This is a genomic window from Bacillus nitratireducens, from assembly GCF_001884135.1.
GTDB classification, from domain to species: Bacteria; Bacillota; Bacilli; order Bacillales; family Bacillaceae_G; genus Bacillus_A; species Bacillus_A nitratireducens.
In genome coordinates, this window is the sequence record NZ_MAOC01000037.1 from 25273 (window position 1) to 39958 (window position 14686).

General features: G+C 37.6%; 16 protein-coding genes. All 16 read right to left on the minus strand.

Annotation, left to right across the window (positions count from 1 at the left end; genetic code table 11):
• Positions 1-7 precede the first annotated feature (7 nt).
• The 16 genes from trxB to BAU23_RS13790 all read right to left on the minus strand — a co-directional run bounded on the left by trxB (position 8) and on the right by BAU23_RS13790 (position 14633).
• On the minus strand, positions 8-964 hold the full coding sequence (trxB, locus tag BAU23_RS13715) for a thioredoxin-disulfide reductase (protein WP_001288070.1): 957 nt from the start codon (positions 962-964) through the stop codon (positions 8-10).
• Between the two features lie 83 nt (positions 965-1047).
• Positions 1048-2559, minus strand: a complete 1512-nt coding sequence (locus BAU23_RS13720) for a tetratricopeptide repeat protein (RefSeq protein WP_071734647.1) — start codon at positions 2557-2559, stop codon at positions 1048-1050.
• Positions 2560-2704: 145 nt separating this feature from the next.
• Positions 2705-3211 (minus strand): acyltransferase, encoded by a 507-nt coding sequence (locus tag BAU23_RS13725; RefSeq protein ID WP_001255076.1) that lies wholly within the window; start codon positions 3209-3211, stop codon positions 2705-2707.
• A gap of 78 nt (positions 3212-3289) precedes the next feature.
• Positions 3290-3940, minus strand: a complete 651-nt coding sequence (gene ppaX, locus BAU23_RS13730) for a pyrophosphatase PpaX (protein ID WP_000700952.1) — start codon at positions 3938-3940, stop codon at positions 3290-3292.
• Positions 3941-4006: 66 nt separating this feature from the next.
• Positions 4007-4819 carry a prolipoprotein diacylglyceryl transferase gene (gene lgt / locus BAU23_RS13735; protein WP_000924237.1) on the minus strand — a complete coding sequence of 271 codons (813 nt, stop codon included), beginning with the start codon at positions 4817-4819 and terminating at the stop codon, positions 4007-4009.
• Between the two features lie 24 nt (positions 4820-4843).
• Positions 4844-5773 carry an HPr(Ser) kinase/phosphatase gene (hprK, locus tag BAU23_RS13740; RefSeq protein WP_001127254.1) on the minus strand — a complete coding sequence of 310 codons (930 nt, stop codon included), beginning with the start codon at positions 5771-5773 and terminating at the stop codon, positions 4844-4846.
• Positions 5774-5929: 156 nt separating this feature from the next.
• Positions 5930-6310 carry a phage holin family protein gene (locus BAU23_RS13745; RefSeq protein ID WP_001267314.1) on the minus strand — a complete coding sequence of 127 codons (381 nt, stop codon included), beginning with the start codon at positions 6308-6310 and terminating at the stop codon, positions 5930-5932.
• 186 nt (positions 6311-6496) lie between these two features.
• Positions 6497-9367: an excinuclease ABC subunit UvrA gene (gene uvrA, locus BAU23_RS13750; protein WP_071734648.1), complete on the minus strand. Its 2871-nt coding sequence runs from the start codon at positions 9365-9367 to the stop codon at positions 6497-6499.
• An 11-nt stretch (positions 9368-9378) separates the two neighbouring features.
• Entirely contained in the window at positions 9379-11355 is a 1977-nt protein-coding gene (uvrB, locus tag BAU23_RS13755; RefSeq protein WP_071734649.1) for an excinuclease ABC subunit B, read from the minus strand.
• A gap of 150 nt (positions 11356-11505) precedes the next feature.
• On the minus strand, positions 11506-11937 hold the full coding sequence (locus BAU23_RS13760) for a DUF4362 domain-containing protein (RefSeq protein WP_071734650.1): 432 nt from the start codon (positions 11935-11937) through the stop codon (positions 11506-11508).
• A 46-nt stretch (positions 11938-11983) separates the two neighbouring features.
• On the minus strand, positions 11984-12604 hold the full coding sequence (locus tag BAU23_RS13765) for a hypothetical protein (protein ID WP_071734651.1): 621 nt from the start codon (positions 12602-12604) through the stop codon (positions 11984-11986).
• Entirely contained in the window at positions 12601-13362 is a 762-nt protein-coding gene (locus BAU23_RS13770; RefSeq protein ID WP_000260354.1) for a MerR family transcriptional regulator, read from the minus strand. The genes BAU23_RS13765 and BAU23_RS13770 overlap by 4 nt, the downstream gene beginning before the upstream one ends.
• A gap of 100 nt (positions 13363-13462) precedes the next feature.
• Positions 13463-13690: a hypothetical protein gene (locus tag BAU23_RS13775; RefSeq protein ID WP_000521907.1), complete on the minus strand. Its 228-nt coding sequence runs from the start codon at positions 13688-13690 to the stop codon at positions 13463-13465.
• A 105-nt stretch (positions 13691-13795) separates the two neighbouring features.
• Complete coding sequence (locus BAU23_RS13780) at positions 13796-14017, minus strand: hypothetical protein (RefSeq protein WP_001150206.1); 222 nt, start codon at positions 14015-14017, stop codon at positions 13796-13798.
• Between the two features lie 17 nt (positions 14018-14034).
• Positions 14035-14424 (minus strand): hypothetical protein, encoded by a 390-nt coding sequence (locus BAU23_RS13785; protein ID WP_071734652.1) that lies wholly within the window; start codon positions 14422-14424, stop codon positions 14035-14037.
• 11 nt (positions 14425-14435) lie between these two features.
• Positions 14436-14633, minus strand: coding sequence for a helix-turn-helix transcriptional regulator (locus BAU23_RS13790; RefSeq protein ID WP_000538358.1), 198 nt, complete (start codon positions 14631-14633; stop codon positions 14436-14438).
• Between the last annotated feature and the right edge of the window lie 53 nt (positions 14634-14686).

Genomic DNA, 14686 nt, shown 5'->3' on the forward strand with positions numbered 1-14686 from the left:
AATCCCCTTATTTTTCTGTTACAGTTTTTAATTCTTCTACTAACTCTTCTATATAATGCTGTGCACTCTGCGCTGCAATACTACCATCACCTGTTGCAGTTACAATTTGACGAAGCATTTTTTCACGAACATCACCAGCTGCGAAAATACCAGGAACTTTCGTTTCCATACGCTCGTTCGTTTCAACATAACCATTTTCATTTGTAATACCTAGCTCAACAAACGGTTTTGATAATGGTAACATACCGATGTATACGAAAACGCCGTCAGTTTTAACTTCTTGTTCTTCTCCACTGTTTACATCTACAAGTGTTACACTTCCTACTTTACCATTTGCATCGTTAATTTCTTTAATCGTGTGATTCCAGATGAAATCTACTTTCTCATTTTGGAAAGCACGATCTTGCAAAATTTTCTGTGCACGAAGAGTGTCACGACGGTGAACAATCGTTACTTTTGATGCGAAGCGTGTTAAGAACACACCCTCTTCAACAGCAGAATCTCCGCCGCCAATAACAACAAGTTCTTTACCTTTAAAGAATGCACCATCACATACTGCACAATATGATACACCGCGGCCGCCAAGTTCTGCTTCACCTGGCACACCAATCTTTTTATACTCTGCACCGCTTGCAACGATAATTGCACGTGTTTTATATTCTTTTTTACCAGCAATAATTGTTTTGTACTCTTTACCATCGATGATTTCTTTTACATCACCGTATGCATATTCAGCACCAAATTTCTTCGCATGCTCAAACATTTTATTTGATAAGTCTGGTCCTAAAATAGACTCATAACCTGGATAGTTCTCTACATCTTCTGTATTTGCCATTTGTCCACCTGGAATACCACGCTCAAGCATCAATGTGCTTAAATTCGCACGAGATGTATATACCGCAGCTGTCATACCAGCTGGTCCTGCCCCAATAATAATGACATCATAAATTTTTTCTTCTGACACACTATTCACTCCCATTCATTCATACACATTAAGTTACCCTCATTATACTGTTAGCATCACTTTTTTCCCAATGATTTGCCTACCTACGTGTGCGTGCGCTTAACAGCCTGCACATACTTTCGTACAGTCGCTACAGATACATTATATACATCACCAAGCTCTGCCTGTGTCATCTTATTTCTTTGTTCGCCGCGCACAATGTATTCAATTGCCGCTGACCAACCGTACACATTTGTAAAAGTCGCTCCAGATGTATATAAACGTATGAACGTACAAAACCAAAAGTTTAAACACTCTTCGATTAATTCATCGTCTTTTTTCGTATAATTGTATAATGCATCTGCAATTCGTACGCACTGTTCAAATTGCTGTAAATCAGCTGGGATGCTTTTATGACTATTAAGTAAAAAGAAATACTTTGCAAGTTGCGATACGATTGGAACACCATTTTTCGCTTGCGTTACATCGAAGAAGAATCCGACCTTCTCTGGCGTTGACAACTCATTCATTAAATATAAAGCTAGCATCTTCTCTTCTAGCGTCGTACTTTGCTGAAATGATTTTCGTAACTCTTCAAATAAAAGATTTTGTCCTTCATCTGCTAAATTCAGTGCATTCCACGGTTCTTTTCCTTTTTTATCCGGATGCAATTCTACAACATGTTGCCACATTTTTTCAGCTACTTGCTGTTCCTTCATCATATACGCAGAGTATGCAAACCAGTAATAAAAACTAACATCTCCTTCGTACCCTTGACGCTTTAATACTCTGAACCATTTATATGCAGGTTCAAAATGACCAATTGTTGCAAGCGTTGTTCCAAGTTTCAAACGATGCTCAAATGAAATTGGATATACCGAAACTAACTGCCCGGCTAATGACTCTACTTGCTTATGCTCTCCAATTGAATATAGAAAAATAAGCGTATTACAAAGCGCATGCATATTACCAGGATTTTTCTCTAAAATCATTTCTGTTAACTTGAGCGCCCTGTCTACATTACCTGATTGAAAATGTGCAATCGCTAAATTATTATGTCCCGACCAAAATTCTGGATATTCTTTCGTAACAACTTCTAATGTAGCAATCGCCTCTTCTAATTGTCCGTTACGAATGTAGCGATTCGCTTCTTCCTGCATAACAATCAGCTCATCTTCATCCTCAATCTCTTCCGCACCCATCGCTTCTTCTTCCATAATCTCAAGCAAGTCTAATGTATCTTCTACGAATTCTTTCTCTTCCGCAACTTCTAAATAACGCTCTGCATACTTTTTCGCCTGTTGAAACAAGCCCATATATGCATAATTATTTGCAATAAAATAATAGCATTGCTCAAGTTCCGGATTGGATCTAACAAGCTTTAGAAATATCTGATTCGACTCTTGATATTCACCAGATTCAGATAATGCTATTGCTAGTTGGCATAAAATAAACGGCTCCTTCTCGCTTTGTGCCGCTCTTCGAAAATATTTAATTGCGTCTTGCAATTTTTGCCCTTTATAAGCCCTCATCCCTTTTTTATAAAAGAAGTCCGCTAATTGATTAAAAGAGATAACTTGTCTGTTCTCCTTATATATTCTTTGATTTTTCCCCATATATCCTCCAGTTTTTTGTTTTCTTCGTTCACACATTCTTCTATCTATAAGTATAAACGATTCCGTAAAAAACAAAACAGTATATTATAATCAATTATTTCCTTTTTATTCATAAAAAGAGAAGGGAAATGTTACATTTTTAACATCAACCTTCTCTAGTGGCCATTTCCTCTTTCGTATAAATAATACGCATCGGATTTCCGCCTACGAAAGCGCCACCTGGTACATCTTTATGGACAAGTGTGCCGGCAGAAACGATAGCACCATCTCCAATTGTCACACCTGGTAAAATTGTCGTATTCGCTCCAATCATAACTTCATTCCCTATGATGATTTCTCCGAGTCGATACTCACGAATTAAATATTCATGCGCTAAAAGCGTTGTATTATAGCCGATAATTGAATTGTCCCCCACAGTAATCTTTTCTGGAAACATAATATCTGGCATTACCATAAGTGCAAACGATGTTTTCTTTCCTACCTCCATCCGCAAAAACGTGCGATACAACCAATTCTTCACGGATAAAACGGGCGTGTAACGTGCGATTTGGATAATAATAAAGTTTTTCATTACCTTCCAAAAAGAAACTGTTTTATACACATTCCACAATGAATTCTCTCCTGAAACAGGATAGCGCGTTGTCCGTCGCACTTAACTCTCTCCTCTACTAAAAAAAGTGACACTTGAAGTTAGTAGAGAAACATATCCCCTACTTGATTACTTGGACCTTTATGCGTGGTTAATACCCGATAGAATCGGTAGTAAATCACTCATTTTATCCAGCACATAATCTGGTTTATACGCTTCTAAGTACGCTCTACCTTTCAATGTCCATGAAACCGCTACTGTTTTCGTACCTGCATTTTGTCCACCAACGATATCATGATGATTATCACCAACCATCAATGTTTCTTCTGGTTTTGCATCCAATAATTTTAATGCTTTTTGAAGTGGTTCTGGATGTGGTTTCACATGTTCCACATCATCAATCGTCACGACAACATCAAAAAATTGATCAAGTTTTGAAAGCTTTAATCCCATTTCAACCGTCTGTCTCGCTTTCGTTGTAACGATACCGATTTTATAACCCTGCTTCTTCAATTCTTGAACAGTTTCATATACAGTCTCATATTCTTCCACTAATTCATCATGATGCTCATGATTAAATTGGCGATAACATGCAATCATTTCTTCAACCTTACTTGTATCCATCTTACTAAAAGTGTCATGCAAAGATGGACCGATAAATGCCAATACATCTTCACGCTTATATTGATTTGGGTAATATGTATGTAACGTATGCAAAAAAGAAGAGATAATAAGTTCATTTGTATTAATTAACGTTCCATCTAAATCAAATAACACTGTATTTATTTTCATTGTCCTTAATCCTTTCATTACCTGAATATGAAAGAAGCAGCATCTTATATAAGATGCTACTTTTCTCTAATTTTCTAAATATCTTTTATCAGCTTGCCCCATCTTTCGTCTCACAATAATGAAAATGATAGAAATAACAACAATTCCAATAGACATTACTTGTGCAATACGAAGTGGTCCTAACATTAAACTATCTGTACGCAAACCTTCTACGAAGAAGCGTCCAACTGAATACCAAATTAAATATGTGAAGAATAGTTCCCCGCGGCGTAAATTCGCTTTTCGTAATGCGAGTAGTAAAATAACACCTGCAAAGTTCCATAATGATTCATATAGAAACGTTGGGTGATAATACACACCATCAATATACATTTGATTAATAATGAAGTCCGGTAAATGAAGACCTTCTAAAAACTGTCTCGTTACTTCATCACCATGCGCCTCTTGGTTCATAAAGTTTCCCCATCGGCCAATTGCTTGTCCTAGTAAAATACTTGGCGCAGCAATATCCGCTAACTTCCAGAATGAAAGCCCACGTCGTTTCGCAAAAAGAATCCCTGTAATAACAGCCCCGATTAAACCACCGTGAATCGCCAAACCACCTTGACGAATATTAATAATTTGACTCGGATTTTGCGAATAATATTCCCATTCAAAAATGACATAATACATTCTCGCAAAAAGAATAGCAATTGGTACTGCGATTAATACAAGATCGATAAATGTATCTTTGTGAATACCTAGCCTTTCTCCCTCGCGAGTCGCTAGCCAAAGACCTAATAGCACACCTGTACCGATAATAACCCCATACCAATAAACAGGGAACGGTCCAAGCTGAATTGCTACACGGTCAAGCTGTGGTACGGAACCTAGCAGCATATGTATGACCTCCCTCTCCAGAGTCTACTCTTGATTTCCTAACTCAATCGCACTCATCAATCGTTCAGAGAACTGCTGTGCCGCATTGACTCCCATACGTTTTAATCTGAAGTTCATCGCTGCTACTTCAATAATAACAGCCAAGTTTCGACCAGGACGAACTGGAAGTGTAATCTTCGTAAGTTCTGTATCAATAATCTTCATCTTCTCTTCATCAAGACCTAAGCGATCATAATTTTTCTTTTGATCCCAAATTTCAAGATTAATAACAAGTGTAATACGCTTATAATTTCGTACTGCCCCTGCACCGAATAACGTCATTACGTTAATGATACCTAGACCACGAATTTCTAATAAGTGCTCAATTAAATCAGGTGAGCTTCCTACTAATGTGTCTTCATCTTCTTGGCGAATTTCTACGCTATCATCCGCAACAAGGCGGTGGCCACGTTTTACAAGTTCAAGCGCTGTCTCACTTTTCCCGACACCACTTTGACCTGTAATTAAAACACCAACACCATAAATATCTACTAACACACCATGAACAGCTGTTGTTGGCGCTAACTTACCTTCTAAATAGTTTGTTAAACGACTTGATAATCTCGTCGTCGTTTGAGAAGAACGTAATAAAGGCACACCTGATTCGCGTGATGCTTGTAATAACTCATCTGGCACATCTTGATTACGAGTTACAATAATACATGGCGTCTCCTCAGTACAAAGCGCTTTCATTCTCTCTTGCTTTTGCTCTGTCGTTAACGTATCAAAGAACGTAAGCTCTGTTTTTCCAAGAAGCTGTACACGATCAGCTGGATAATATGTAAAAAATCCTGCCATTTCAATTCCAGGTCGTGATAAATCACTTGTATCAATTGGACGATGAATTCCTTCTTCACCGCTTACTAACTCCAATTGAAATTGTTCAATTAAATCTTTTGTCCTTACTTTTGGCATATGTATAAACCTCCACTCCGCTGCGGGTTCAGTCTCATTTGATGTAAAATTCCATTCTACCGGGTATTGTACCATTTTTTTCTGGAAACAAGAAATACGGTTTCTAATAAATAGAAAAAAACATTTCATACGAATCATGAAATGTTTTTCTTTTTGTCATTTTCTCTTTTTTTCATATAACGGTTCAACAATTGCCTTTTCAATTATCATATTAAAAATCGAAATACAAATTGCCGCAACAATCGCTACACCAAATCCTGATATATTAAAAGCATCTCCTAATAATGAATCTGCCATTTTTAACGTAATCGCATTAATAACAATTAAGAAGAAACCGAAAGTTACAACAGTAATTGGTAGCGTAATTAAAATTAAAAGCGGCTTTACAAATACGTTTAAAATCGCCAATATAATACTCGCAATAATTGCAGTTTGTATATTTGCTATGTAAAATGCGTCTGGTGCAACCCCTTTTAAAAGTCCGGATACAGCGATTAACACAACGCTATTTACAAGAAGTGATACAATCCATCTCATTTCTTTACACATCCTTTTAACATATATATTTCATCATACGCTAATAGATAATAAACGCAAGTAACATACAAACACTTATATCAACTTATTCTACCCTTTATGCTTGTATACCTACTAACAACCTTACCAGTTTTCCTTAGTGAAATAAAAACCGAGTGTAATTCCCACTCGGTTTTTATTAACAACTTATTGCGATAACTCTACTTCTTTTATTTTCGCTTTCATTCTTGCTTTATCACGATCTAAAATCTCTTTTAAATACTTACCTGTATACGAGCGTTCTTCTTTCACTACTTGCTCTGGCGTTCCGGAAGCAACGATTTGTCCACCTTTGTCCCCGCCTTCTGGTCCAAGGTCAATGATATAATCAGCTGTTTTAATAACATCTAAATTATGCTCAATTACAAGTACTGTCTCGCCACTCTCAACAAGACGTTGCAACACTTCTAGAAGACGCGCAATATCATGGGCATGTAAGCCAGTCGTTGGCTCATCTAAAATGTATAACGTACGCCCTGTAGAACGACGGTGCAATTCAGAAGCTAATTTCACACGTTGCGCCTCACCACCTGATAACGTCGTAGCTGGTTGCCCTAATTTCATATAACCAAGCCCTACATCTACAAGCGTTTGAAGTTTACGCTTAATTTTCGGGATATTACCAAAGAACTCTACCCCATCTTCAATCGTCATTGCTAATACTTCAGAAATGTTCTTATCTTTATATTTCACTTCTAATGTTTCACGATTATAACGCTTACCATGACATACTTCGCACGGAACATACACGTCTGGTAAGAAATGCATTTCGATTTTTATAATTCCATCACCGCGGCACGCTTCACAACGGCCACCCTTTACGTTAAAGCTAAAACGTCCCTTTTGATATCCGCGTACTTTCGCTTCATTCGTTTGTGCAAACACATCACGAATGTCATCGAATACACCTGTATACGTAGCTGGGTTGGAACGTGGTGTACGCCCGATTGGTGATTGATCAATATCAATAACTTTATCTAACTGCTCAAGACCCTTAATTTCTTTATAAGCCCCTGGCTTCGCTTTCGCTTTATATAGCTTTTGAGCTAACGCTTTATATAATACTTCATTAATCATCGTACTTTTTCCAGATCCAGATACACCTGTTACTGCTACGAATGTACCTAGAGGGAATGACATTTTCGCGTTTTTCAAGTTGTTTTCTTTCGCACCGACGATCTCCACTTTACGTCCGTCACCTTTACGTCTCTCAAGTGGTACTGGAATGAACTCTTTACCGCTTAAATATTTCCCTGTTAATGAATTCTCGTCTTGCATCACTTCAGCTGGTGTACCCGCCGATACAACTTGACCACCATGAATACCTGCACCAGGTCCGATATCAAGTAAATAATCAGCAGCCATCATCGTATCTTCATCATGCTCAACAACGATTAACGTATTTCCTAAATCACGCATTTCCTGCAATGTGCGAATAAGACGATCATTATCACGCTGATGCAAACCGATAGAAGGCTCATCAAGAATGTAAAGTACACCCGTAAGACGAGAACCAATTTGTGTCGCTAAACGAATACGCTGCGCCTCACCACCTGATAAAGTTCCTGCAGCACGACTTAACGTTAAATAATCTAAGCCAACGTTCACTAAGAAGCCTACGCGTTCCTGAATCTCTCTTAAAATTAAATGAGCAATTTTTTGTTGTTTCTCAGTTAGCTCAACATTCGAGAAGAATTCCTGTACTTCTTGAACAGAATACTTCGTAACATCCGCAATCGTTTTATCACCAACGAAAACAGCTAAACTCTCGGGCTTTAAGCGTCCGCCTTTACACTTCGGACAAGCTTGCTCTGCCATATATTTCTCCATTTGCTCACGAACATAATCAGAACTCGTCTCACGATAACGACGCTCGATATTCGGAATAACACCTTCAAATAAAATCTCATTTTCCTTTACTTGACCAAATTCATTCACATAGCGGAAATAAACCTTCTCTTCCCCGCTTCCGTACAACACTTTATCAAATAAATCTTTCGGTATGTCTTTCACCGGCATATCCATATCAACGCCGTAGTGGTTACATACAGATTGTAAAAGTTGTGGGTAATATTGTGAACTTGTCGGTTCCCACGGAGCAATCGCATGTTCATTTAATGATAAATCCCAGTTCGGAATAACAAGCTCTAAATCTACCTCTAACTTTGAGCCAAGTCCATCACAAGAAGGACATGCGCCGAACGGACTATTGAAGGAAAACATACGTGGCTCTAGTTCTCCGATTGAAAAACCACAATGCGGACAAGCATGATGTTCACTAAATAGAAGCTCTTCGTCGCCCATTACATCGATTAATACTCGGCCACCACCAAGCTTTAAAGCACTTTCGAGTGAATCAGCTAGACGGCTTGCAATTCCTTCTTTCACAACAATACGATCAATCACAACTTCAATTGAATGCTTCTTATTTTTATCTAACGTAATCTCTTCAGATACATCTAGCATTTCACCATCAACACGCACACGAACATAACCTTGTTTCTTAATGTCTTCTAACACTTTCACGTGCGCACCTTTACGCCCTGATACAATAGGTGCTAATACTTGCAACTTCGTACGTTCAGGATATTCAAGAACACGGTCTACCATCTGTTCCACTGTTTGTGATGTAATTTCAATCCCATGATTCGGACAAATTGGTGTACCAATTCGTGCAAATAATAGACGTAAATAATCATAGATCTCCGTTACTGTTCCGACAGTTGAACGTGGATTACGACTCGTCGTTTTTTGATCAATTGAAATCGCTGGAGATAAACCTTCAATCGTATCAACATCCGGCTTATCCATTTGCCCTAAGAACTGACGTGCATACGCAGATAACGATTCTACGTATCTGCGCTGTCCTTCTGCATAAATCGTATCGAATGCTAACGATGATTTTCCAGAACCAGACAATCCCGTCACAACAACAAGCTGATTTCTCGGAATGGTTACGTCAATATTTTTTAAGTTATGTGCTCTAGCACCTTTTACAACAATAAAATCCTTGCTCATGCTCACTCTTTTCACCCTTCCGCTTTTAATTCTAATAGTAAATCTCTTAATTCAGCTGCACGCTCGAAATCTAACGCTTTTGCTGCTTCTTTCATCTCTGCTTCGATCTTAGCGATTGTTTTCTCACGTTCTTTCTTCGTCATCTTCTTAGCAGGAGTTGCTTCATATGTTTCCGGTTCTTCAGCCGCTGTCGTTGCACGGATTACATCACGAACGCCTTTTTGAATCGTTTTCGGCGTGATACCATGCTCTTCATTGTAAGCTTCTTGTATAGTACGACGACGCTGCGTTTCTTCAATTGCAATTCCCATTGATCTCGTTATACGATCTGCGTACATAATAACGCGGCCGTTTTCATTACGCGCCGCACGACCAATCGTTTGAATTAACGAACGTTCTGAACGCAAGAACCCTTCCTTATCTGCATCTAAAATAGCTACGAGTGATACTTCCGGAATATCTAATCCTTCTCGTAATAAGTTAATACCGACAAGTACATCAAACTTACCAAGGCGAAGGTCACGGATAATTTCAATACGTTCTAACGTTTTAATTTCAGAGTGAAGATAGTTCACTTTAATCCCTACATCTTTTAAGTAATCCGTTAAATCCTCTGACATCTTTTTCGTTAAAGTCGTAATTAATACACGTTCATTTTTTGCAATGCGGTCTTGAATCTCTCCTAATAAATCGTCAATTTGACCTTCAATTGGTCGTATATCAATTGGTGGATCTAACAGCCCTGTTGGACGAATAATTTGTTCTATTACTCCCGGTGCCTGCTCTAACTCGTACGGTCCTGGCGTTGCCGAAACGTAAATAACTTGATTCGTTTTCTCTTCAAACTCATCAAACGTAAGCGGTCTATTATCTAAAGCTGACGGCAGACGGAATCCATGATCCACAAGCACTTGCTTACGCGCTTGGTCTCCGTTATACATCGCTCTTACTTGCGGCACCGATACGTGCGACTCATCCATAACAATTAAGAAATCCTCTGGAAAATAATCTAAAAGCGTATACGGTGTTGAACCTGCTGGACGAAGTGTTAAATGACGGGAATAGTTTTCAATCCCTGAACAAAAGCCCATCTCACGCATCATTTCTAAATCATAGCGTGTACGTTGTTCTATGCGCTGCGCTTCTAACAATTTACCGTTATCATTTAATTCTTTTAAACGTTCTTCTAATTCTTTTTCAATATTTTCAATAGCGACCTTCAACTTTTCTTCACGTGTAACGAAGTGAGATGCCGGGAAGATTGCTACATGATCACGTTCTGCTAATACTTCACCCGTTAATGCACTTACTTCTCGAATACGATCTATTTCATCACCGAAAAATTCAATTCGAATACAATGCTCGTCGAGTGATGCCGGGAAGATTTCAACTACATCTCCGCGCACACGGAATGTACCACGCTTGAAATCAATATCATTACGTCCATACTGTACATCAACAAGTTCACGAAGCAATTGATTACGGTCCTTTTCCATACCAACTCGAAGTGAAACAACTAACTCGCGGTATTCTTCCGGAGAACCTAAACCGTATATGCACGACACACTCGCAACGATAATAACATCATCTCGTTCAAATAAAGAAGACGTTGCCGAGTGACGTAATTTATCGATTTCATCATTAATTTGTGCATCTTTTTCAATAAATGTATCCGTATGTGGTACGTACGCTTCCGGCTGATAATAATCATAATAACTAACAAAATACTCAACAGAATTGTTAGGAAAGAAATCTTTCAACTCACTATATAACTGTCCTGCTAACGTTTTATTATGAGCCATTACAAGTGTTGGTTTCTGCACTTCTTTAATGACATTTGAAATCGTAAATGTCTTACCCGTTCCTGTTGCTCCAAGCAACACTTGCTTTTTCTTACCACTATTAATTCCCTCTACAAGCTTCTCTATCGCTCCCGGCTGATCACCTTGCGGGGAATACTCTGAGATAATTTCAAATGGATGTTCCAACTAAAAACCGACCTCCTCATAAAAATCTGTATTATTATTTTACCACGAATACTCATAAAAAACCTAAGAAAACGAACAGATATTCGGTAAAACTTTCGACAATATATACATAAAAAAGGAAGGAATAAATACTTCCCTCCTCTACTAACTCTATTTTTTAAGTACATATAATAAGTCATATCCATTGCGCCCATTTTCATTCGTACAATCTATTAACCTATATGCCGTTTCTGATTCACGTTGCTCTTTAACAATCCTTTTACAACTATCTTTATGTAACCCTTTATGGTCACCAGCAAATTGATCTTGCCTATTATCAAACACATGAAGTATATTTGTCCCACTATGCTCTAACGTTTGAAAAACAGGATCACCTTCATGTGTATAATGTACAATTCTTATTTTATCAACTTCCCCTTGTTCCACATTCAAAACGAACTTTTCGAATTTATCTAGATTAGAAATTTCTGCCCCCTTCGCAACGACATCATTCTTCTTATCAATTGCACTGTTAGGTTGTGAACAAGCTACTAAAATAAAGAGAAATAGACATATAAAAACTGCTCTTTTTCCTATTGTTATCCTCTCCTATACAAACTATTGGTATACTAGAAAAAGCTACTTTCCTCTATGAAAGTAGCTTCTTGTTTCCTTTCTCCTTCTTCGGAAAAATAACATATGAAAATGAAATCGCAGTATCCGCTAAAAGAATAATAGCCCATACTTGGCTTACACGGCTTGCCGTTTTATTTAAAACGATTCCTGACTCTAACCAATTTCCCCACTGTTCTACCGGAATAAGCCCATACATGAAGAAAAAGGATATATGAACCGCAACAAACAAAATAAGATGTAAAACCCAATTTTTTATTTCCTGCTTCGCATGCGCCATACCTGTTACTTCAAGTGGTTCTTCGATAATAGGCGCCGGTTCATTCCGCCACTTCGCAACTAATTTTTGTACATATATATCTAATTTCTTCAAATCCTTTTTCCCATAAAAAACTGCATATAATAAAATGATTACCGTAATGATTTGAAAATTAGAGAACTTCCCTGTTTGATAATAGTCCACTACCCCTAAAGTTAAAATAAACACTTCATTTATGAGCAGCACAATCCCCATAATAAAGCTCGCCTTTTTCAAGCGAAATCCATACCTTAGTAAAAAGAATCCGATAGCTGATAGCCAAAATACAATCTCTGCACCAATTAAAAAGTACCATCGATATTCTGCGAGTATACTCATTTATCCCTCTCCCTTTCATCATATATACGAAAAGCCTCATCCATATATACTAGAAGCTCTTCCTCAATTGGATACATACTCATTTTCTGTGAATCTTCTTTTGACTTTCTTACTTCCCACAATTTATCTAAAAATGCTTCATCACCATTGGCCATCTCTAAACATTTCTGCATTAATTTCTTTGTTGCACCTTGTACCTCATCACACGATGCTTCCTTACCGTCTTTCATAAAGTTACGCAATTTTTTTAATAAATCTATCCACTCTAAAACATTTGGATCTTCTTCGCTCATGTTCGGCAAATTATGAAGCAACTTTTGTTCTCCCTTAGAAAAAACTTCATTTTGAAACATCTCACGTATTCGCGGAGACTGTTTCGAAAGCTGAATGAGTTCAAACATAACTTTCCAATCCAGTTCCCCTTCTACATCTACTGAATAAACAACTGCTTGTAAAATACGTTCCATTCGATTAAATTTTTTCTGTTCTTCTTGTACAAACTTAAGTTGCTTTTCAAGCGATACTTTTAAATTGAGCTCATCCGTTACTAACACATTCGTAATCTCTTTTAATGAAAAACCCATTTCTTTTAAAAATAAAATTTGCTGTAGTCGAATGACATCAGTTTCACTATATAACCGATGTCCACCCTCCGTTTTCCCGCTTGGCTTTAATAAATCTATTTGATCATAATAACGTAATGTACGTACTGTTATCCCTGTCTCTTTTGTCAATTGTTGTATTGAAATCACTACCATCACCTCTTCCCCTTCATTATAAAAGATGACGTTACGTAACTTTCAAGACTTTTGTAAAAAAAATACAAAAAGCTGTTTATACCTTTTGTATAAACAGCTTTTATGGAAATAACCCCTTTTGTACAGCACGCCCACAAGATAAAATAATTGCCCCAACAACAACACTTGTTGCTGTTTTATGATAATGCGCTAAAACTAATAAATAGTATGATAAACCTACAGCGCCAATCATAATACATACACTTGGCACTGGATTACGAGAGAAGTTTTGCATCCCCCACAAAAGTGCAAATATAGCCGTCGCAACACATAACACCGCTAACCCCATCCCGTTTCCCCTTTATATATTTATTTGATTTCCCTTGTTGCTAATACACTCGTTGATGCCCTGCTAAAGATAAGCTCCCTACAAACCTCATAACCGCTTGCTTACTCATACATGATCAGCCTCTTTTTGATTTCTATATTTCCATTTCGGCCAATAGTTCACAAAGAAATAAACAAACTGTCCTAATACAAATAAAACAAACGGCATGCCCGCATTTCCATAAACAATTAAATTGTATAAACTCCATACCGCTAAACTCATTGTTAAAAACAACCCTACATATTTAAACGCTTTATCTGACTGGAATCTCTCAAACTCATCTTGCATTTTCATTCCTCCTATCGCTATGCTCGTTTCCCCGCCATTACTCCTATGATGAGACTACCAGCAAATAAGAAACTACATATAATAAATATTTCTGGCGTAGGTATGACATCTCTGCCTACAATTTTGCTCGCACCAATGTAAACAATAAGAAGGACAAATGCGAATATAAGCGAGACATTTACATGCCTTTTTATATTTTCATTTACTCGCTCATCTATATCTGGAAGTTCTTCTTTTTTGTACTTCCGCTTTTTGTAATACACATAAACTGTTAAAAGTAAAATTGCTAAAATGTTACTAACTATTAGCGGTAACATTGGTATAGATGGGTCCATAATACGAACTAAAACGTCTCCTCCACATAATCCTAAGACAGTAGCGATATACAACTTTTTAGTGTCGTTCATTTTCTCTCCCCTTACTCCAGCGTAAATATTTCCTCCACCTTCATCCCAAAATATTTGGCGATTTTTAGGGATAGCTCTAGACTCGGATTATAATGATGGTTTTCAATCGCCACAATCGTCTGCCGCGTCACCTGCATCGCCTTCGCCATTTCCACTTGCGTTATATGATGTTGTTTTCGTAATTCCTTAATTTTATTTTTCACACCCATAGGCTCCACCTTCGAAAGTAAAGATATCTTTACTTTAATTATAAATATTTTCC

Excerpts from the sequence above, each read along its gene's own strand:
- BAU23_RS13720 (WP_071734647.1), bottom strand. The coding sequence starts at position 2,559 with ATGGGGAAAAATCAAAGAATATATAAGGAGAACAGACAAGTTATCTCT.
- ppaX (WP_000700952.1), bottom strand. The coding sequence starts at position 3,940 with ATGAAAATAAATACAGTGTTATTTGATTTAGATGGAACGTTAATTAAT.
- lgt (WP_000924237.1), bottom strand. The coding sequence starts at position 4,819 with ATGCTGCTAGGTTCCGTACCACAGCTTGACCGTGTAGCAATTCAGCTT.
- hprK (WP_001127254.1), bottom strand. The coding sequence starts at position 5,773 with ATGCCAAAAGTAAGGACAAAAGATTTAATTGAACAATTTCAATTGGAG.
- BAU23_RS13745 (WP_001267314.1), bottom strand. The coding sequence starts at position 6,310 with ATGAGATGGATTGTATCACTTCTTGTAAATAGCGTTGTGTTAATCGCT.
- uvrA (WP_071734648.1), bottom strand. The coding sequence starts at position 9,367 with ATGAGCAAGGATTTTATTGTTGTAAAAGGTGCTAGAGCACATAACTTA.
- BAU23_RS13765 (WP_071734651.1), bottom strand. The coding sequence starts at position 12,604 with ATGAGTATACTCGCAGAATATCGATGGTACTTTTTAATTGGTGCAGAG.
- BAU23_RS13770 (WP_000260354.1), bottom strand. The coding sequence starts at position 13,362 with ATGGTAGTGATTTCAATACAACAATTGACAAAAGAGACAGGGATAACA.
- BAU23_RS13775 (WP_000521907.1), bottom strand. The coding sequence starts at position 13,690 with ATGGGGTTAGCGGTGTTATGTGTTGCGACGGCTATATTTGCACTTTTG.
- BAU23_RS13780 (WP_001150206.1), bottom strand. The coding sequence starts at position 14,017 with ATGCAAGATGAGTTTGAGAGATTCCAGTCAGATAAAGCGTTTAAATAT.
- BAU23_RS13785 (WP_071734652.1), bottom strand. The coding sequence starts at position 14,424 with ATGAACGACACTAAAAAGTTGTATATCGCTACTGTCTTAGGATTATGT.
- BAU23_RS13790 (WP_000538358.1), bottom strand. The coding sequence starts at position 14,633 with ATGGGTGTGAAAAATAAAATTAAGGAATTACGAAAACAACATCATATA.